The sequence below is a fragment of the Flavobacterium zhoui genome (assembly GCF_042787235.1).
Lineage (GTDB): Bacteria > Bacteroidota > Bacteroidia > Flavobacteriales > Flavobacteriaceae > Flavobacterium > Flavobacterium zhoui.
In genome coordinates this window covers 1-20680 of the sequence record NZ_JBHZPY010000015.1, presented here as the reverse complement: position 1 = coordinate 20680, position 20680 = coordinate 1, and the positions used below count along the sequence as shown (strand labels likewise).

General features: G+C 33.0%; 17 protein-coding genes. 9 read left to right on the top strand and 8 right to left on the bottom strand.

The window, feature by feature from the left end; translation table 11 throughout:
- The first annotated feature begins 132 nt into the window (after window positions 1-132).
- From ACFX5F_RS14800 to ACFX5F_RS14775, 6 genes are all read left to right on the top strand, one after another.
- Complete coding sequence (locus ACFX5F_RS14800) at window positions 133-468, top strand: helix-turn-helix domain-containing protein (protein ID WP_379852802.1); 336 nt, start codon at window positions 133-135, stop codon at window positions 466-468.
- Between the two features lie 123 nt (window positions 469-591).
- On the top strand, window positions 592-1608 hold the full coding sequence (locus tag ACFX5F_RS14795; RefSeq protein WP_379852801.1) for a transcriptional regulator: 1017 nt from the start codon (window positions 592-594) through the stop codon (window positions 1606-1608).
- The gene (locus ACFX5F_RS14790) at window positions 1592-2251 is read left to right on the top strand and encodes a P-loop NTPase family protein (RefSeq protein WP_379852799.1); all 660 of its coding nucleotides are present in this window, start codon (window positions 1592-1594) and stop codon (window positions 2249-2251) included. The genes ACFX5F_RS14795 and ACFX5F_RS14790 overlap by 17 nt, the downstream gene beginning before the upstream one ends.
- A 152-nt stretch (window positions 2252-2403) precedes the next feature.
- Window positions 2404-3075: a hypothetical protein gene (locus tag ACFX5F_RS14785; protein WP_379852798.1), complete on the top strand. Its 672-nt coding sequence runs from the start codon at window positions 2404-2406 to the stop codon at window positions 3073-3075.
- Between the two features lie 340 nt (window positions 3076-3415).
- Window positions 3416-3706 (top strand): hypothetical protein, encoded by a 291-nt coding sequence (locus ACFX5F_RS14780; RefSeq protein ID WP_379852797.1) that lies wholly within the window; start codon window positions 3416-3418, stop codon window positions 3704-3706.
- Window positions 3707-3974: 268 nt separating this feature from the next.
- A complete protein-coding gene (locus ACFX5F_RS14775) occupies window positions 3975-6140 on the top strand; it encodes an ATP-binding protein (RefSeq protein WP_379852796.1) in 2166 nt (721 codons plus the stop codon).
- Here the strand turns inward: ACFX5F_RS14775 and ACFX5F_RS14770 are convergent.
- Both ACFX5F_RS14770 and ACFX5F_RS14765 read right to left on the bottom strand, forming a co-directional pair.
- Window positions 6124-7005 (bottom strand): IS3 family transposase, encoded by an 882-nt coding sequence (locus tag ACFX5F_RS14770; protein WP_379852795.1) that lies wholly within the window; start codon window positions 7003-7005, stop codon window positions 6124-6126. The genes ACFX5F_RS14775 and ACFX5F_RS14770 overlap by 17 nt on opposite strands.
- The gene (locus ACFX5F_RS14765) at window positions 7002-7301 is read right to left on the bottom strand and encodes a transposase (protein WP_379852793.1); all 300 of its coding nucleotides are present in this window, start codon (window positions 7299-7301) and stop codon (window positions 7002-7004) included. Before ACFX5F_RS14765 ends, ACFX5F_RS14770 begins: the two co-directional genes overlap by 4 nt.
- A gap of 33 nt (window positions 7302-7334) precedes the next feature.
- On the opposite strand from ACFX5F_RS14765, the gene xseA reads away from it, so the two are divergent.
- The gene (xseA, locus tag ACFX5F_RS14760; RefSeq protein ID WP_379852792.1) at window positions 7335-8282 is read left to right on the top strand and encodes an exodeoxyribonuclease VII large subunit; all 948 of its coding nucleotides are present in this window, start codon (window positions 7335-7337) and stop codon (window positions 8280-8282) included.
- 321 nt (window positions 8283-8603) lie between these two features.
- Here the strand turns inward: xseA and ACFX5F_RS14755 are convergent, their stop codons facing one another.
- The 6 genes from ACFX5F_RS14755 to ACFX5F_RS14730 all read right to left on the bottom strand — a co-directional run bounded on the left by ACFX5F_RS14755 (window position 8604) and on the right by ACFX5F_RS14730 (window position 14817).
- Window positions 8604-9002, bottom strand: a complete 399-nt coding sequence (locus ACFX5F_RS14755) for a hypothetical protein (RefSeq protein ID WP_379852791.1) — start codon at window positions 9000-9002, stop codon at window positions 8604-8606.
- Between the two features lie 124 nt (window positions 9003-9126).
- Window positions 9127-10323: a hypothetical protein gene (locus ACFX5F_RS14750; protein WP_379852790.1), complete on the bottom strand. Its 1197-nt coding sequence runs from the start codon at window positions 10321-10323 to the stop codon at window positions 9127-9129.
- Entirely contained in the window at window positions 10323-12479 is a 2157-nt protein-coding gene (locus ACFX5F_RS14745; RefSeq protein ID WP_379852789.1) for a type II secretion system protein GspD, read from the bottom strand. The genes ACFX5F_RS14750 and ACFX5F_RS14745 overlap by 1 nt, the downstream gene beginning before the upstream one ends.
- 39 nt (window positions 12480-12518) lie before the next feature.
- The gene (locus tag ACFX5F_RS14740) at window positions 12519-13922 is read right to left on the bottom strand and encodes a GspE/PulE family protein (protein ID WP_379852788.1); all 1404 of its coding nucleotides are present in this window, start codon (window positions 13920-13922) and stop codon (window positions 12519-12521) included.
- A 2-nt stretch (window positions 13923-13924) separates the two neighbouring features.
- Window positions 13925-14182: a hypothetical protein gene (locus ACFX5F_RS14735; RefSeq protein WP_379852787.1), complete on the bottom strand. Its 258-nt coding sequence runs from the start codon at window positions 14180-14182 to the stop codon at window positions 13925-13927.
- Between the two features lie 224 nt (window positions 14183-14406).
- Window positions 14407-14817, bottom strand: coding sequence for a prepilin-type N-terminal cleavage/methylation domain-containing protein (locus ACFX5F_RS14730; RefSeq protein WP_379852786.1), 411 nt, complete (start codon window positions 14815-14817; stop codon window positions 14407-14409).
- Between the two features lie 262 nt (window positions 14818-15079).
- On the opposite strand from ACFX5F_RS14730, the gene ACFX5F_RS14725 reads away from it, so the two are divergent.
- Window positions 15080-19126: a fibronectin type III domain-containing protein gene (locus ACFX5F_RS14725; protein WP_379852784.1), complete on the top strand. Its 4047-nt coding sequence runs from the start codon at window positions 15080-15082 to the stop codon at window positions 19124-19126.
- 12 nt (window positions 19127-19138) lie between these two features.
- On the top strand, window positions 19139-20680 hold a 1542-nt coding region (locus tag ACFX5F_RS14720; RefSeq protein ID WP_379852782.1), incomplete at its 3' end, for a DUF6443 domain-containing protein.

The window sequence follows — 20680 nt, the reverse complement described above, 5'->3', positions numbered from 1 at the left end:
TTAAAAAAAGTCAATAACCACAACCATTTCAAAATAAATGCTCCTTTTTTCTTTCACAACTTGTGAACCACTTGTGATATAAAATCAACCAATACCAACACTTTTGTACCATAACAACCTAAAACATAAGTTATGGCACTTGAAAGCAACAGCTCCACCAACGCTACTAAAAACAGAATGTACCGCGAGCAATTAATTACAATGGAAGACTTAAACGAATTTCGAAGTCTTCTTCTCAATGATTTAAAAGGAATCATACAATCCAAACCACTCCGGCAGAAACAATGGCTCAAATCCAACGAGGTCCGAAAATTGCTGAATATTTCACCCGGTACTTTACAAAACCTTCGCATTAACGGCACACTGACCTATACCAAAATCGGTGGAATTATGTATTACGACCAAACTGATATAGAAAAACTTTTAAACGGAAATAAAGTAAATGCCCTCCCTATCCTTTTCAAGTAAAGTCATTGCAAGGAGCGAAGCAATTAAATTATCATTCCCCGTCATCTCGAGCGCAGTCGAGAGACACTTTTCACCACTCACCGTCATCTCGAGCACAGTCGAGAGACACTTCTCACTAAAAACATGAACTACATCAAACACCTCACCGGATTTTTCAATAAAATCAATTATGAACCCAACCTAAATCCAACACACATTTCGCTCTATTTGGCACTTTTCCAATGTTGGAACGTAAACCGATTCAAGAATCCAACAGGCATTTCTCGGGAAGAAATCATGAAAGCCAGCAAGATCAATTCAAAAGCAACGTATCATAAATGCATGAAAGAATTAGAACTTTTAGGATTTATGGTATACAACCCAACATTCAATCCACACTCTTGCTCCAACATCATAATGGTCAATTTTTCTGAAAAAGAAAAAACAATGTCAAAAATACCACACTCAACCCATTCAAAAAATGAACCCGTTCACAATTTGACCGAATCAAAAAATGAACAAGTCATTGAACAGGTAAATGAACAGCTCTATATATATAATAAAAAACAAACAGTTAAAAACAATTTAAACAATACAAAAATAGATATAGAAAAAAATTTAATAAATCAACCAGTTCAAAATTTGAATCCTTTGATAAATCCAAAAGAAAAGGAAATAAAAACGGAGAGCGGTCAGCAAATACTTCCCGTATTCGCTGCCACCAATAAAAAACAAACTGAAAGCGGGCAGCAAAAAGAAAAAAGTTGCGCCAAAAAAGAAAAACCAGTTGAACTCGATTTATTTTTTGAAGCAAACTCAAAAAATCAAACTGAAAACAGTTTGTACGAAACTGTCATTTCGAGCGTGTCATCCAGAGCGGAGTCGAAGGACGAGAAACCATCACTCGAAATGATACTGGAATACTTCTCTTTCAAAGAAAGTTCCCAAATAGAAGCCAATAAGTTTTTCAATTACTACTCCAGCATTGGTTGGCTCATAGGCGGTAAAACAAAAATGAAAGATTGGAAAGCTGCAGCAAGAAACTGGATGCTCAACACAGCTAAGTTTGCAACAAACACTCCAAAATCCGATTACAACGCCCAACCAAAACCGATGCACTTGCACACAGCAACCCAGAAAAACTATGACGAACCATTGTAAATCCGTCCGTGAAACCTTCCTAGTCCATAAAGGTTTCAAAGTGTATAATTTCCAGAAATGTCTCGAATACCTAGAGAACCAAGGAAAAACAACCTATGGAAGTTCGTTTCAAATCAGCGAAATGGATTATCCTACCATCTACAAATTGTTGATTTATATGATAAAAGATGAGAAAGCTGCAATAAACCAAAATATAGACTTATCAAAAGGAATTCTATTATCAGGTTCAATAGGTTGCGGAAAAACATCTTTAATGAACTTAGTACGTCCATTTGCCTATCATGCATCCGAATACAAAATCAAAACATGTAGAGAAGTCTCGTTTGAATTTGCCAAAAATGGCTTTGAGGCCATCAACTGCTACACGCTAAAGCAAACCAATCAATCGAAACTAACCGGTTATTGCTTTGACGATTTAGGTGCCGAACAGCAAATAAAGCACTTCGGAAATGATTGTAACGTCATGGCTGAGGTTCTAATCAGCCGTTACGAACAGTTTGTCGAAAACAAATCCATCACTCACATCACCACCAACCTTTCCGCCTCCGAAATCGAAAACAACTACGGCAACCGACTCCGCTGCAGAATGCGACAAATGTTCAATTTAATAACATTTGATAGTAGAACGAAAGACAAACGCTAAAGTCATTGCGAGGAGTTACGAGACTTGAAGCAAAGCAACCTCATCACGAGCGTGTCATCTCAAGCGTGTCACCTCGAGCGTGTCATCTCGAGCGCAGTCGAGAGACTAGAGACGATAGGCAAAACTCACTATTCACCAATCACTACAAAAAAATGAAAAAAATTAACACTTTCTGGAACTGGATCCAAGACAACAATCAAACCATCAAAAACCTCATCAACGAAACCCCTAAAAACCAAAAACACATCAGCTTTTGGATAAACAAAAACCTCAGCTACTATTGCAAGGAAATCGACTTTATGATTGTATTTCCAAAATCTAGTAATGGAAAAACAGAATTGATACTAACTGCCAATGGCGACACGGAATATTTTAACCACGTAATTGATCTAGTCGATAATGCGCCACAATTAAAGAATTGGAAATTCACCGCATTTATACAACCATTGGAAAGAATTGACGAACTCATGAAGGGTATTGACAATCCATATATCTTCCATGAGATTACATTAAAAGCCAGCGAACTCACATTTTTACCTGTTGAGTATCATGAATTATCGCATAAGGTAGACATTGTAGTTTTTCTAAAAAACTATAATTTGTATTGCGATACAAAGACGTTACAGCAAGCAATTTTTATCATCATGCAAGACATTGTAGGAGAAAAATCCCTGTACCAAAACATCAATTTTGTGCAGTTGGCACAAGTACCGGTTAATATGGAGGGATTGATTAAATTGTACGATTTTCAATTGTTTCTAGACAATCTAAACGGTATCGAATTAAATAATTATTTTCTCAAAATGTGGGAAACCGTAAGATAAATTAATTAATCAACTTAGTTTTGAAGAAACCATACAAATTTGAACTGTATGGTTTGTGTTTTTATAAACCTACTTTTTTAATAACAAAATTCTTACACTACTTTCAAATTGTGTATTTTTAGATTCTCAAAAAAAAACACATTACCAATGTCTTATTCCAGCCCTAAGTACTTATTAAATATATGAGCCCAAACTCTAAAATCACAAATAGAAACCACCGAAAAAGCCATTGATAAAATGGTGTATGAATTATATGGTTTGAGTGAGGAAGAGATTGAGATTGTTGAAATGAGTTAAAAAAGTTATAAGATAAAAAAACAAAATAAATATTTGGACGAATATGAACATTAATCAAAAACAAATTGTTCAGGATAGTTTAGAAGCTATAAAAAGTACTGATATTGAGCAACATTTAATAGCTGCTTATCCTACTGAAGCTGATTTTAGTAAAATAAATATCAGTAAATATAGTGCAGCAGAATTTCTGTTTCTTTTTAATAAAATGATTTCTCAACTAGAAGAGCTCATAGAAAATATCAAAACTTTAAAAAATCAAATAAATCAGTTAGGCTGGAGTCTGGATTACCATTCTAAGCACAACCTCCCCTCCTATTCTTTAAAATCCAAATAGAACTTATTATCAAAAAAAAGATAGATGTTGTATTACTCGCTTAACCGATGAATACAATAACTGCCGCAAGCAATTTTTGAGACACAACCAATAAGTTAGGAATTGCAAAAAGTAAATAAGAGTCCACGAATAAAGCTTTTTATCAATTTTAGATTGTTGAATAATTTTAAAAGAATATATTTGTTAATGTTATAAAATCCATTTTGTAATACTTTACATAGCAATTAGCGCCATGATGAAAAAGCTTATAAAGTTTAAAATAAAATAAATGATAAAAATACCTTTTATTGTATCCGCAAGAGCAGGAAAACTATTGGGAAGAGAAAACTTTTCTAACCCAGAAGGTGCTATAATTGAACTGGTTAAGAATTCGTATGATGCTGATGCAAAAAGTTGCCTTGTAGTTTTTGATATTGTATTTAAAATTGAAAAGGACGAAGACGGAATTGATAAAAAAATATTAAACAATGATTTAAGCAATATTTACATCATTGACAATGGTGAAGGAATGTCGAAAGATGTGATTGAGAATCAATGGATGAAGATTGGAACTGGCAATAAAGAAACTGAATTTATTTCAAAGGATAAAAGAGTTAAAACTGGAGCAAAAGGTATTGGAAGATTCGCTCTTGATAGATTAGGTTTTAAAGCTGAAATGTGGACGGTATCAAACGACAATAATGGATTTAATTGGAAAATGGATTGGAAGCAGTTCGATAATTCCGATAAATCTATTTCAGAAATTACTGCTGATTTAAGCGACAATGATATTAATATTGCAGAATTCTTAAAAACAAATTTCAACCATATTAAAATAAACAATCTATTTAATGAAGTAAGCTTTAATACAGGAACGGTCCTTAAAATATCTAATTTAAAAGACGACTGGTTTGAAAAAGATATTGCTGGTGTTTTTAAAAGTTTAGAAGCATTGATTCCTCCAAAAGAATTAAATATGTCTTTTGAAGTAAATTTTCAACATCTGCAAAAACCAAAAGAATTTGGAAAAGTTGAAACCGCATTTTTTAATGATTATGATTATAAACTCACTGCTAAATATGATGCTGAAAAGCTTTCTGTTGATTTCGTAATTACAAGAAATGAGATGGATATTGATGTTATTAAGAAAAAATTTTCTGAATTATATAAAAATACAAAAGCCCCATATGACTTAAAAACCTTGGAAAATAAAGTTTTTAAATATTCTAAAAGCATCAATGAATTACTAGAATTGGAAGTAGATGAAAATAATAATAAATTATTAAAAGACCTTGGTTCATTTGATTTGACCTTTTATTATCTGAAATATAATGTTTCGTTAAAAGAAGGATATCCATTCAAATCAATAAGCCAAAAGGAAAGAAGAAATGTTTTAGATAAATTTGGAGGTGTAAAGATTTATAGAGATTCTTTTAGAGTAAGACCTTATGGCGATACTGATAATGATTGGTTAAAACTTGGAGCAAGAGTTGCACAAAGTCCTGCAGGGGCAGGACAAAGAATTGGAGACTGGAGAGTTAGACCCGAACAAACGGCTGGTATAATTACAATTTCAAGAAAAAACAATCCAGATTTAATTGATAAATCTGACCGAAGTGCTTTACAAGAAAATGATTCTTATGAAATATTCAAGAATATAATTATAAAAGTTGTCAAAGAATTTGAAGTTGACAGGTCTAAAATTCTTAATGTGTTTTTTAAGCATTTTAAAATTCTTAATGAAAAATTAAGAGAAAATGAAATACAAAGGCGTGCAGAAGATTTAGTAAATAAAATCATTGAAGAAAGGAAAGTTGTTGAAGAAAAACTTTATGGTAAGAAATATAATTCAGTAGATTTATTTCAACAAAAAAGAGATGAAGAGGAAAGGAAAAAGTATGAAGAAGCATTCAAAGATACTTTTAAAGCTATTGATGATGAAAAAATTGAAAAGGATAATGAAGAAATAGTTCAAATACGTGGTTTAGCAAGTCTTGGTTTGATTGTTTCATCTTTTGCTCACGAACTCAAAGAAATAAAAAATAATTTTGATGACATTAACGATTTAGAAAATATTTATACCGATTTAGTTTCTAATGAATCAAAGAAAAAAATAGAATATAATGATGGAATTAACATCATTAAATCACTAAAATTAGATACCGAAAAAATCATCCATTGGGTTGATTACTCCTTAACTGCTGTTAAAAAAGACAAACGTAAAAGAGGCAACCTAAATTTTATTAAATACTTTGATTCTCTATCTCAAGAATGGAAAAATGTTCTTAAAAATAGAAATATTGAGTTAGTAATCAAAAAAGACACTAAAGCAAAATACTTATTTAGGGCTTTTGAAATGGATATGAATACTATTTTTAGTAATTTGATTTCAAATTCAATCGATTCTTTGGATATGCAAATAAAACCCGCAATCTTAGTTAAGCAACATTTTTAAAATTATTTTTCTGTTTCCAGAATTCTTCTATTGTTTTGTAATCTAAGGCGGAATGCCTTCTTTTTCTGTTGTACCAGATTTCAATAAATTCAAATATATCGAGTTCCATTTGCTCTTTTGATATAAGTTTATTACCATAAATTTGTTCGGTTTTCAAAGTCTTAAAAAAGCTCTCAGCTACTGCATTATCCCAACAATTCCCTTTTCTACTCATACTCCTTGTAACCATTTTATAGGAATCAATCACATTAGTAAACTTCTTGCTGGCGTATTGAATGCCTCGGTCAGAATGAAATATCAATCCTTTTTCAATGCTTCGGTTTTTAATAGCCATTCTCCAAGCCGCCAAAGAAGTTTCCTCTACACTCATCCCCTTACTTAGACTCCAACCTATAATTTTTCTGTTATAGAGGTCTAAAACGGTTGTTAAATATAAAAACCCTTCTTTTACTCGAATATAAGTAATGTCCGATACCCAAACTTTTGAAGGTTCTGTAACCGAAAATTCCCTATTTAAAACATTGGGTACAATTAAATACTTATGCTTAGAATTTGTGGTAACCTTGAATTTCTTGCTTAATTTACTTCGTAAACCCAGTTGATTCATATATTTAGCAACTGTAATCCTTGATGATTTATTGCCTAAAGAAGCCAACTCGGCAGTCATTCTTGGACTTCCATATCTTTGTTTTGAATTAAAATAAATGGATGTTATTTTTTCTTTAACAAGCTCAACTCTTTGTTTTCTATCTGAAACAGACCGACTTTTCCATTGATAATAACTTCTTTGACCAACTTGCAATACTTTACACATCTTTTCAATCGGAAATATCTTTTCATTGTTTCTGATGAAAGCATAAATCATCGACCGTTTTTGGAAAAGATGCCAATTGCTTTTTTTAATATATCACGCTCTAGTTCCGCATCTTTGAGTTTTCTTTCAAGCTCAAAAATTAGCTCCTGTTCTGGCGTTTGCTTTAAATTGCCATTACCTGGAAAACTTCCTTGTCCAAACTCTTCGTACTCTTTTCTCCATTTATACAATTGTGGAGCTGTAACTCCTAATTCTCTGGCCAGTTCTGAGATGTTATGTCTCTCATAACTCAATTGAACGGCTTTCTCTTTAAAAGCTCGGTCATAAATTTTACGCACTTGTTTCATATGTTAAAATTAAGGTTTTATTCTTAACTTTTTATGCAGGTAAAGTTAGCAAGTCCACTTCAAATAATAGATATTGATCCGCAATACACGTTAGGAGATTTAGAAAATGAAAAGCGAGAAACGATCAAAAAGCTAAAGCTGGAGGGTATTTACGATCAAAACAAAGAATTAGCACTCGCTTTTTTACCGCAAAGAATTACGATAATTTCGGTAGCAACCAGCAAAGGCTTTGGTGATTTTATAGATGTAATTGATAAAAATTCGTGGAATTACAAGTTCTTGTATCTTTTATTTCCATCCATACTGCAGGGAGACAAAGCAGTTACTGGCATCATGGCACAATTAAAAAGAATTAAAAAAGTAATCCATTATTTCGATGCAGTCGCCATCATTAGAGGTGGCGGCGGTGATGTGGGCTTGTCATGCTATAACAATTATGAATTGGCCAAAGCAATTGCCCTATTCCCTATCCCAGTTATTACCGGTACCGGCCATGTCACAAATGAAACGGTATGCGAAATGATTGCACATACCAATGCAATAACACCAACAAAGCTCGCCGAGTTCCTCATTCAAAAATTCCATAATTTTTCGGTTCCAATTCAAAAGGCCAAAGAAAAGATTGCGGACAAATCCAGAAGATTACTAAGAGAGGAAAAGACAAAACTAGAATCAGAACTTAAATTGTTTCGCTCGATAACAGTTTCTATTTTGAACACTAATGAAAACCGCATCAAAAATGCTAGCTACGCAATTCAGCAACAATCCCAATTTATAGTAAAAAACAACCACGAAAAATTAAACGTAGTACAAGCCAAAACACGCATTGCAACTAGATTCAATCTGAATCAATTAAAAGTAGCTGTAACCCCCGAAAAAAGACCAATGGTAAAATTATTTGCAACCTCTCCCTCGGATTCCACAACTCTTGCAGTAGTTGTGTTCCAAATTGCTCCATTTGGATTGGCTCCAACTCCATAAATCTTTTTAACTACTCCAACAGAATTTTGATCAGAATATGTACTGGTGATTTCTAGCTCAATAAAACCATTGATATAAGTATTTCCGCATCTTATATCAATTGCTTGATTTGCTGTGACATTTGGAAATGACACTGAAAAATTTCTGTTTTCTTCATTGCCAACTTTAAATGCTCTGCCCGTAACCTCTAGTTTCGCTGTGGGGTTTGTCGTGCCAAAACCCACGTTAACTCTTGCCGGAAAAGTATTCTGCCCCAAAGACGATGATTTAGCCAAAAGTGCTACAAATAAAATATTCTTTTATATATATGTTTTTTTAAAATCAAAGCCCCCTATTCTTCTGCAGAATCACTTCAACATATAATTGATCCGCATTGGTTTTATTATTTCTTTTTTTTGTGAAATTCAAATGTTTTATACTGCCAAGTGAGGGATTGTGTTCGATTTTGTTGAGCAATGCCAGACAACCATTAAAAGACCCTTCCAAAGAAAAAATGTAGCTTGTACTGACGAACCCTTTTTCGGATATAACATGTGGCTCTTTAAAATCTATAATTTTTAGTTTAAAGGAATCGCTGTAGGTGTTTAATTGTTTTAACAAATCGTTTTGAAAAGATTCCGAAGCAGTAATGTTATAGCGGGACAATAACAAATCCAATTCTTTCTCTTTTTGACTGAGCTGATGTCCTAATTTTGGAGAACTGGTATTATCGGTAATCATAGTATTTTTCGAACTATACTCTTTGTAATAGCGTATAGTATTCGAAATCGCAAAAGAGTAACAGATATATAATGCTACGAGAAACCCACAAAGAAGTAATTTATTTTTTCTATTTAGTATCATGCTATTTCAAGGTGAGTTTAATAGAAAATTCCGTTTCATTCAGATCATTTTTTCCAAAACGAGTAATGACAACCTGATTCATCCATTTAAATTGATCAATTGCTTCAATCCAATGGGTAAAAGCGGCATTGTCGATAGTGGTACCGGAAAGAATGATTATTTTTTTTTGCGTTACAATCGCTTCCTCAGTTTTGATATTTTTTTCTAAGGGATGATACACCAATTCGGTCAGCAAAATCGACTTTGGAATCCTCTTCGTGATTTCATTAATGACAAGCGAACTTTGCGAACCTGTTATTGCCGACATATTTTTTACTTTTTGTTCTTTCTCTTGAATGCGTTGCTTCATTTTAATCACTTCTTCGAGCGAAGATTTACTCAACAAAAGACTTTCCGATGTTTCTTCAGCTAATTTATAATAGTGGGTAAAGGTGAAAAAGTTAATTAACAAAATAGTGAGAAGTACACCAATCATCACCTTTAATCCTTTCGAAAAGAAACTGCGTTGCTTATAATTCTCATGAAGTTCGTGGCTATAATTGATTAGATTCCCAGTATTAGCAGTTCCATTAAGCAATAATCGCAAGATCCCTGAAAAAGCCAATAAATGACTGTTTTGAATAGACAGATCGTTTATATTAAAAGTAACATTTACATCTGTAGCATTTGTTGCAATGATTGGAATTTCTTCACTCCAAGAAACAGTTTGATGATTGGTAAACAATTCATTCGCTTCAGAATATTTAATTATTTCTTCAATAGAACAAACACCCAGACTAATCCCGGCAATAGAAATCCCTTGTTTTTGGTAATTAAATAACAATTCATCTACATAGGTTTTTCTACTAATAGCAACTATAGATTTTGTCTTTAACCTCCAAATTTCAAAATAGAATTCCTCCCAATTGGTATTCGGAAAAGCTTTATGAAGAAGTTTTTCATCTTGAGTATCTATACCCTGTACTTCTTTCTGAATGACCTGACTAGTATTAATAATAAGAAAAAAAGGAAGGTTCTTGTCCCATTTCTCAGGTACCGTTTCTGAATAGGAGACTTTATCTTTTTTAGTAATTATTAGTTCTTCTTTTTTCTTTTCAATAAGCAAAACAGCAATCATTTCCTTTGTATCTAAAGAAAAATGCTCGATACCAATGTATCGTTTGCCAAGTAAAATATTGGTTAACGAAGGGATATTCATTAGTAAATAACAGTAGGTTTAATTAATACCGATAACTTTTTCTTGGAGTCTTCGCGTTTTCTGGAACTAAACAACCATTTGATAACAGGAATTCGAGCTAATATTGGGACACCAGTGCCTGAATCATTTTTAACCGACTCTTCAAGACCACCCAAAACAATTAAATCTTGGTCTTTTACACGAATGATAGAAGTGAACTCTCTGGAGTTAATTCCAGGAGGCGCATTTTTATCTACTTTTTGACCGTTAAAACTTGATTGTATAACCTTAATATCCATCGTTATTTGACCATCCCCGGAAACCAAAGGCATGATAGTTACAGATAATTCGGCATCAATAGGCTGATAATTTTTAACCTCTGACGCTTGTGGAATCTGGGAACCGTAAAAATTCTGGTTCGTAACAACATAATAGGTCGTTTCGCCAATGGATAAATAAGCTTTATGGCCATTTAATGTTGATAATCTGGGAGAGGAACGAATTTTTAAATTTCCATTAGTTTCCATTGCTTTAAGACTCAAATAAAAATTAGGCACTACACTTCCAACATTTAGAGAACCAAAACCGTCAAAACCATTAATAATTTTGTTGATGGTTTGAGCACCAAGATTAATGTCGACATTAGGGAATACAGTTCCTGAAGTCGTAACTGGTTTATCGCCAATTCCGGCACTGATTCCCGTTTCTACAGTTGCACTCTTATTGACTTCCAAAAGCATAACTTCAATTAATATAACAGGAACGGCTTTGTCAATGTATTTTATAAAAGACTCAAAACGTTCAATGCTGGCTGCAGGACCATTAACCAAGAAACTATTCAATTCTTTATCAATCTTAATATCTAAATCTTTTTTTATTTCATCGGGAATAATGGTCAAAATAGATTCAGAAGCATTACTGCTGCCAGATGATGAGTTATTATTTTGGTTTTGGAAATTTGAGTTACTTTTATTGTCAGACGAATTTGAATTAGAATTATAATTCGTGAAACTGGTATTCGTATTCAACCTCCCCGCACTTCTTCCTTCTTTCGAAGGGTCCTTTAATAACTCAATTGAACGGTGCATCAATGGAATCGATTTTACGGCTCTGACAACCATTTGATTTTTAGTTCCAAAAAAATAAATAGACCCTTTTTTCATAAATGTATACCCTTCACCAGTGGAAGCCGAAGAGGCATCATTGTTGTTTTGGGACGGTGAGGAATTATTGGATTGCGCTTTGCCTTCTGCTCTGGTTTCGAATAATTTAACTAAAAGCGCATCGAATGAAATATTCTTAGCTTTAACGGTAGCATAACCTGCATTTTCCAGAGGACTTGAAACAAATAGATCAATATCCAATTCATGCCCTATGTCATAAACAATACTCGAAATGGGTGTGTTTTCAAAATCTACATCCAGTATTTTTCTATCGGCATCTACCACAGTAAAGAAAAAATTTGATTTTCTGGAGCGCTGCGGTTTATTTTGCCTAACAGCAGTTCCATTTTTATCAGCACTGTTTTCCGGAGAATAGTTACCTTCTAACTGGTCAAAAATATAGAAATTATCTTTGGATTTTATAACGCTAAGATTATTTGCATAGGCTAATTTATTTAAAGCCGCATCAAAAGGTATACTTTTGATATATACAGTTAGCATCTGATTCTCTAGACCCGGGGCATAAACGATATTTTTTCCGCTTTCATTCATTATTTTTTTGAAAGCATCATACAATTTGTCTTCTTTTAAATTAAGAGAGAGCAAATCATTTGACGAATCATATTTCGCATCAATTGTTTTTTCAATCGATTTTTCAATCGGCTTTTCATACGACTTGATAGCGAGAATGTTTCCCGAAAAATCAATAGTAAGATTGTACTCTTTACATAGAAATACCAATAAATCGGCAACACTTACATCAGTAAAATTATTAACAATGTTTATTTGACTCAAGTTTGGAGCAACACTGATGTTTAATTTGTGAACTTCTGAAACAGCCAATAAAAAACTGGAAAGTGAAGCTTCTTTAATATTAATATTTATTTTTTCAGATAGACCAGGCGCATCTGCACTAATGGCATCCATATTATTTTTAAGTTGTTGAATTCTATTCTCTTGAGCAAAAGCAAATTGAAAAATAAATAGTAAAAGGAGAGTTGTAATTTTTTTCATGAATGGGGACTAATTGAGTCGGCTAATATTAAGTTTACATTACAAGAGTAAAGAAAAAACCTCATCTATAGATGTTATCCCTTCTTTTATTAATGATAGGGCATTTTTTTTCAAAGTAAAAATCTCTTTTTCTTCGATATAATGATCAATCTCCAACTGATTGTTTTTGATCAAAGTAGAAAGCTCATTGTCTATAGGAAGAATTTCATAAATGGCTTTTCTTCCGGAATAACCAGTATGATAACACTGTTCACAACCCACGGCTTCGTAATGTATTTGCATTTTTTTAGGTATTTTAAATCCCGTTGGGAATAATGAGGCATGAATAGGTTTCTCTGATTTGCATTGATTACAAAGTTTCCTTACTAGACGTTGGGCAACACTTAAATTAAGTGTGCTGGCAATCAAGAAAGAGGGAATTCCCATATCTATGAGGCGGGATACGGTAGCCCAAGCCGAATTGGTATGAATCGTTGATAAAACAAGATGTCCGGTCAAGGCAGCTCTAATAGCCATATTAGCAGTATTGACATCGCGTATTTCACCAACCATTATAATATCAGGATCTTGCCGTAAAAAAGTACGAAGTGTTGCAGCAAAATCAAGCCCGATATTTTCGCGTAACTGCACTTGATTAATTCCTTCAAGAGTATATTCAATAGGATCTTCAACCGTTAATATATTAGTATTAGGAAGGTTTAGTTTTTTTAATGTCGCATACAAAGTTGTTGTCTTTCCAGAACCCGTAGGACCAGAAATAAGAACAATCCCATTTGGTTTTTTAATATTTTCAAGATACGTAATTAGTTCCTTTTCCGTAAAACCAAGCGCATTAATATCAATATGACTGGTGTCTTTACTCAAAATACGTAAAACCACTTTTTCTCCATGTAGCGTAGGCAAAATAGACACCCGAATATCAAAATCTTCTTGATCTGTTACTATGGTAATCCTTCCATCCTGAGGCAATCGCTTCTCGGAAATATCAAGTTGTGCCCTAATTTTTATTTTGTTGATAAGGATGGGGTATTCATCTATTGCAATATGAAACTGTTCTTTTAACTTTCCATCCAATCGAAAACGCACCCGTGCATTTTTCTCATAAGGTTCAAAGTGAATGTCACTACTGCCAATTTCTTTGGCGTTGACTAATATTTTTTCAAGGAAATCAATCGAATAATGAATGCTGGAAACTGTATGGGCAGATGATTTTCGGTAATTAGTACTTAGATAGCGATTAATATTTTCAGTAGTGTCTTCAACCAGTTGAGTAGGAAAACTCAATAAAATAGACAACTCTGATTGTAAACTGACAATGTCTGCAACATCAGTTTTTAATATAATTTGTTTCCCTATTTTGTCAAAAGGAATTATTCTATAATGAAATGCCTGTTCGGCTTTAACAAGCTGTTGAATGGCTATAGGGATGTTAAAATCAGTCATTTTTAATAAGCATATAAAAAGTTAGGTTCACAAAAAAAGACAAAGACATATACTACTCCAAAAAACAAAGACATATACCCCGCTAGCGGAACTGTTTTTACAATCTGCTTGTGTTGCAAAACGGAATGCAATAGTAAAGAAAATACCAATGCAAATACAAAGAGAACAAAGAAAGAAATTATTGAAAATGAAAACGCCATAAAAATAAAAAATAAAACATCACCCAATCCAAAGACTTCCTTTAATAAAGGCTTTTTCAATTTTAAAACAGCATATAAGTAGCAAACAAAAAGCAAAACAAAAACAAACAACAAATTAAAACCAGCGTTGACAGCCAAGTAGTAAATAGGCACAACCTCCATTTGCAAAACAAATACCAAAACACCCACGATAGGATAAAGAAACCAATATACTTTCCGGTCTTTACAATCCTGAATGAAAATGATTAAAAACACACCAATGAGCAAAAGCCTCAAAAACCACATTAGTCGTTGGTTATTTGTTTTGGGAGACCACTCTGATCTATTTCCCACACATTAAAAATACCATCCCCATTAAAATCAGTCAGGGCAGTAGCTCTTACCTTAAATTCAGTATTGGAAGATTGAATAATTTCATAAGCATAATTAGCACTGCCATTTTCTTTAACCGTTTTTGGAGCTTCAAAGTCAATTTCTTCAAAATTAGAATTGTATTTAGAATACATAAAATAATATTGCTTCTCGGCATTATAAATAGCCTTGAGTTGTATTTGTGCTTCAACACTTTTGGCTTTAGTTATTAAAGGCATCAAATTAGGTAATGCAATTAACAACAGAATGCCAATAATAGCCAATACAATAAGCATTTCTTGAAGATTAAAGGAATCCAGTCTTTTAAAAAAATGTTTTTTCATGCTTCAATTATTTAACAATAGCAAATATATACATTTTGTTCAAAATCCTACAATTAAAATAAAAGAAGAAGTATTTTATGAAAACTTATATATGTTTAAGAAATAATTTGTTAATATTGTATTAAATTAATTTTAAATTTAATAAATAACAATAGTTAAGGCAACGAGATAGTCGATTACAAAAAACTTCTATCACCCTCTCAAAATTAACAAAAAAAAAGAAAAACATAACCTCCTACTTTAAACTTAAAACTGAAAACAAATGAAGAAACAATTTAGCTTACTTTTTATTTTATTGATCATGTTTTTTCCACAAATAAGCAAATCTCAAGTCAGTACTGACCTGCGTCCCGCCATAAAATCACCAGAAGTAAACAAATTCGAGCAATATATAAATATGCCCGTGAATTTGGTTTCTGGAACGCCACAAATAAGTATTCCAATCTATAATCTGAGCTATGGTGGAATGTCATTACCAATATCTCTTGAATATGATGCTTCGGGTGTAAAAGTGGAAGACATATCGTCCTCTGTTGGACTTAAATGGAGTTTAATTGTCGGCGGTACCGTTAGTCGTATTGTAAAAGGTGGGCCTGATGAAGGTAATTCGTATGGCTATAAAAGGGTAAGTAGAATACAAACATCTGGATATTATTTGGATTATGGATTACGCAATTTGAATAGTACTTTGAATACTTATTCAGAGACGGGACAACCCGTAAACCGATATGGAGAATTTAATTTTTGGATGAATGATGTTTTTCAAAGTTATTTAGATGCACAACCCGATTTGTTCTATTTCAGTACACCCGAAGGTGGCTCAAAATTTGTTTTTAATGATCATAGAGAAGTCGTATATTTAGAAAACACTGATTTTGTCATTAATGTAAATAATGGAATTACTTCTGCTAATAGTCTTTTTGATTCCTGGAATGCTACTTCACCAAAAGGAATAAAATATACTTTTGGAGCAAATAACTTAAAAGAGCAATCTATAATTTCAAATGTTGGGGATCCAAGCTATGAATGTAAAACAAATGCTTGGCTTTTAAATGAAATTTCAAATTATGCTACTAATGATAAAATAACAATAGAATATACAGATAACAATTACTCTACTATAATAAACAAAGCTCCGAGTAAAATAACAACTCCTTGTATTCCTTCTTTACAAAACGGATCTCAATGTGGCAGTGTAGGAGAAGCAGCCGGATATGAATATTTTGCACAGAGTCCATATTCTGATAACAGTACTAATCCAGAAATTTTCTCAGGAGGTGCAAATGGACCAAATATAGAGAATCATGTAATGTCAAAATTAATTAGTAAAATTAAAGCCGGTACTACAGAAATATCTTTTATTTATAGTACAAGGAATGATTTAGCTCCACTAAGCAATAATTCTGGAGTTATCACAGCTAAAAGACTTGACGAAATACAAATTATGCAAGATGGTATTTGTATTAAAAAGTTTAATTTTAATTACAGTACAACCGTTTCAAGCGATGCCTTACCGGCTGGACCTGCCAGTCAACCAAATTCCACTGTTTTAAAAACACGATTAATATTGAACAGTTTTACAGAATCTAATTGTGATGGTTCAATCACTAAGCCTTATGTTTTTGACTACAATACGCAAGTATTACCAAATAAACTATCTTATGCACAAGATAAATGGGGATATTATAATGGGAAAATCAATAATCCTTCGCTTGTTCCAATACATAAATTTTCTCAAGAGCCATCGATTTATGCAAATCGTGTAGTCGATTTCTCTTTTGCTAAAGCAGGTGTCCTTGAAAAAATCACGTATCCGACTAAAGGAACAGTAAATTTTGAATATGAACCACATCAATCGGATGTTCCTACAGATTTTAAATATGATGTTGAACATCCTTTAGGAACATTAGCTAATATATCTTCTACACAATCAACATCTGGAACTTACTCTTCTGTTTTTACTTACAATGCCAGCGATAATGAAACATTACTTTTGCAGACTTTTTTAAATTATAACCCAACAGGAGGGAGTGGATGTTCCTCTAGTATTTCCAGAGCAGCTTCAATAGTCGATAATGTGACAAATACAGTTATTGCTCAAACTAATTATCAAGGATTACTAACATCAAAAACAGTACAAGTTCCAGTTGATAAAGATTTATTGGTAGATCAAAGGCAATATACTTTAATTGTGCAAGGTTATGGAGGAAGTAATGGAATGAATTATATGTGTAATATTAATACCAGTAGTATAATCAGAGTTCCTATAATTTATATTTATGATGTAGGGGGGCTAAGAGTGAAGAAAATTACCCATAAAAATTATGACAACACCAATGCAAAAGATCTCAATTACACTTATTTTCAACCTAAAACAACTTCAAACCCAAAACCAATTTATAAAATTGATTATAACTACTTGAACTCCTTCAATGAATTACTGAGTTACCCATCAATATTAAGTAATTACAATGTTAATAGTTTCAAGAATTATATCATTAACAATAACTCGAATTATATATCAGGATATTATTATTATGTATCCTCAGGAACTGACCTCTTGGATGTTAATTTTATGGGCCCCGATATTACTTATGGAAAGGTTGTAGAAACGGATGGTAATGGAAAAACTGAATCTAACTTTAATACATATAAATCCTACTTTGAACTTAACGGATATGCACAACCGAAACAAATTCCCGCTGAACCTAAATTCCAATCTCTTTTAGCAGGTGAAAAATATTCTGTAATTAATTACGATCAAAATAATAACATTAAAAAAAATAATGAAACTGTTTATAACTATAATAATAATTATACTTTAACTACATACCCAGTTGTAGGATTAAATGTAAACAAGAATGAATATGGCTGTATATATTATCCATATACTTTAAAAGGACAAATAAAAACTCTTAAAACTGAAACAGAAACAACTAACCTTGGTGGGTTATCTGTAACAGCTACAAGTGATTACGAATATGCTGGAACAAATCATTTTCAACCAACCAAGACCACTGTGACTAATAGTAAAGGGGATCAATTAATTACCAAAATGTATTATCCCCGTGAATTGGACACAGAACCCTTGATGCAAGATTTATTAATTCAAAACAGAAAAGCTACACCTATAAAATTAGAATCTTTCAACGGATCAACAAAACTATACGAACAAAAAACTGTTTATGCTAATGATGCCTCAACAAACTTTCTATTACTGCCTAAAAGTATTTATGCCGCTAAATTCCCTAATATACTCCCTATTATTGCAACTCCCAATGTAGGACAATTAGAGAAAAAGGTGACTTCGGATAAATATAATACTAATGGTAGTTTATTACAATTTACTCCTGAAAATGGTTCTTCTGTTACTATGCTATGGGGGTATAACAAAACAGAACCAATTGCAAAAATAGAGAATACAACTAGCACACAAATAGCAACTGCCCTAGGGGTAAGTGATTTGAGTTCACTTAATGAGACTAATTTAACAGCAATTAACAGTCTGCGAACTAACAGTTCTCTTTCTAATATAATGGTCACCACTTATACCTATAAACCGCTTGTAGGAATCAGTACAATTACAGATCCAAAAGGATTAATAACGTATTACGAATACGACAGCTTTAACAGATTACAATTTATTAAAGATAATAACTCAAATATTCTTCAAAGATATTGCTACAATTATAAAGGACAGTCTTCAAATTGTGACAATAGCAGTACCATACCATTAGCACCCATAGGATTAGCGTCTACAAGTGTAACTGCATCTATAATCAACTTTTCTTGGAATGCTGTTTCTGGCGCAACCGGATATAAAATTTATCAAAATGGAGTCTATGTAAGTGCTACAACTACAGGGTCTGGCACTCTATCAGGTCTATCAGCTGATACTTCTTACAATGTACAAGTTCTCGCCTATAATACTGCTGGTGATAGCACATTATCCGCTGCTGTAGTAATGGCTACAACTTCTGATCCTTATACAGATGCATGCTCCTTAAGCTTTGACGGAATTAATGGTACTGGTACTTTTTATAAAAATGATGGCAGCTACTTAACACTGTCAGCATCTGGTACTATAAACGGGATTTTAGCTGCTGGAGATACTTTTTACGTGACAGTAATTGCGTCAAGTAATTACTACAAAAGTTTAACAATAACCAGCTCAGTAAGAGGGATTTTGTTTACCGCAAATAATTTAAGTAACAATCTTATTTCTGACACATTAACTAAAATAGGGTCTGAAGTAATAACCGTGCAATGTAGTACTGCGGCACAAGGATTTGACGAAGTTGGATATTAAATTAAAAAAATCATGAAAAAACATATTCTAATAGTTGTTTTGTTAGTACTATCAAGTCTAAATAGCATCGCTCAAACCTTAAATAATGAAAATTTTATTTATTCAGCAGCTCCTCAAAAACCGATTCAGGCTGCCAATTACAATACCCTGACCAAAGCAGAAATAAATCAAAGTGTAACTTATTTTGATGGACTTGGTCGCCCCATACAATCCATAGGAATTGCACAAGGATCAAATAAGATTAATAACAATCTTTTAGATTGGAGAAACACCTGGACCATCAGTAGCGGATCTGCAAGTCCTTTTTTCAATCAAAATGGGGATACTGCAGAAAATGTGAGAATAAATGGTGTGGGACCTTTTGGGAAAAATGCGGTTTTATGGCAATGTGTCAATGATGCTGCTAATGATGCTGACGGCGGTTGGAATTCAATCACGATTCCGGTTGATAAAACTGTTGCATATCGTTATGCAGTTTGGGTAAAACGTACTGGCAGTCAAAACGGCACTACTTATCACGGAACACAAAATGTAGTGAATTTGGATGGATCCGCTAATAATAATCCTTATTTTTGGTATGGTAATCTGCCCGCCTTAGACACATGGTACCTTATGGTAGGAATGATACAACCAGCTTCATATTCAGGTGGTGACTCCGGCTTAAGCGGAGTTTACGACACAGCTGGAAATAAAGTGATAGGCGGTCCTGATTTCAAATGGAGTAGTACTACAACAGATGCTTATTTTAGAAGTTACTTGTATTATGCCACCGATACCAACACTAGTCAGTATTTTTATAACCCCACAGTTCAAAAACTGGATGGCACAGAAGCTTCAGTTACAGGATTAAGTGCTGATTTTGATGCTTCAGACATCGTAACTTATATGGAGTATGATGCTTTTGGTCGTCAAGTGAAAGAGTATTTGCCGTATGCCTTTACAAATGCGGGGAATGAGTATTTAAAAACAAATGCCTTAACAGCTACAAATGGTTTTTATAATACTCTAAAATATGAAAACACAGTCAATCCCTTCAGTGAAAAATCGTTGGAATCTTCTCCTTTAAACAGAGTATTACAACAAGCGGCTCCCGGAAATGATTGGGCAATGGCAAACAATCATACCATAAAACTAGAGTATCAAACCAATATAGCAAATGATGTCAAATTATATCTCGTTGCCCTCTCTTTTGCAAACAACACCTATACTCCTACACTAACAGTAGCTACTGCAAATGGTGGATTTTACTCCCCTAACGAACTTTACAAAACCATTACTAAAGACGAAAACTGGAGTGCTTCTGATTTAAACAACAAAACAACCGAAGAGTTTAAAAATAAAGAAGGTCAAGTAATTTTAAAACGTACTTATTCCAATTACAAGGATATAAATGGAAATATTACCGCAACTAATGCAGCTCATGACACCTATTACATTTATGATATTTACGGAAATCTGACCTTTGTTTTACCTCCAAAGGCAGAGGGTTTAACAGACATCGCTACACTAAACAACCTATCGTATCAATACACATATGATTATCGCAACCGACTG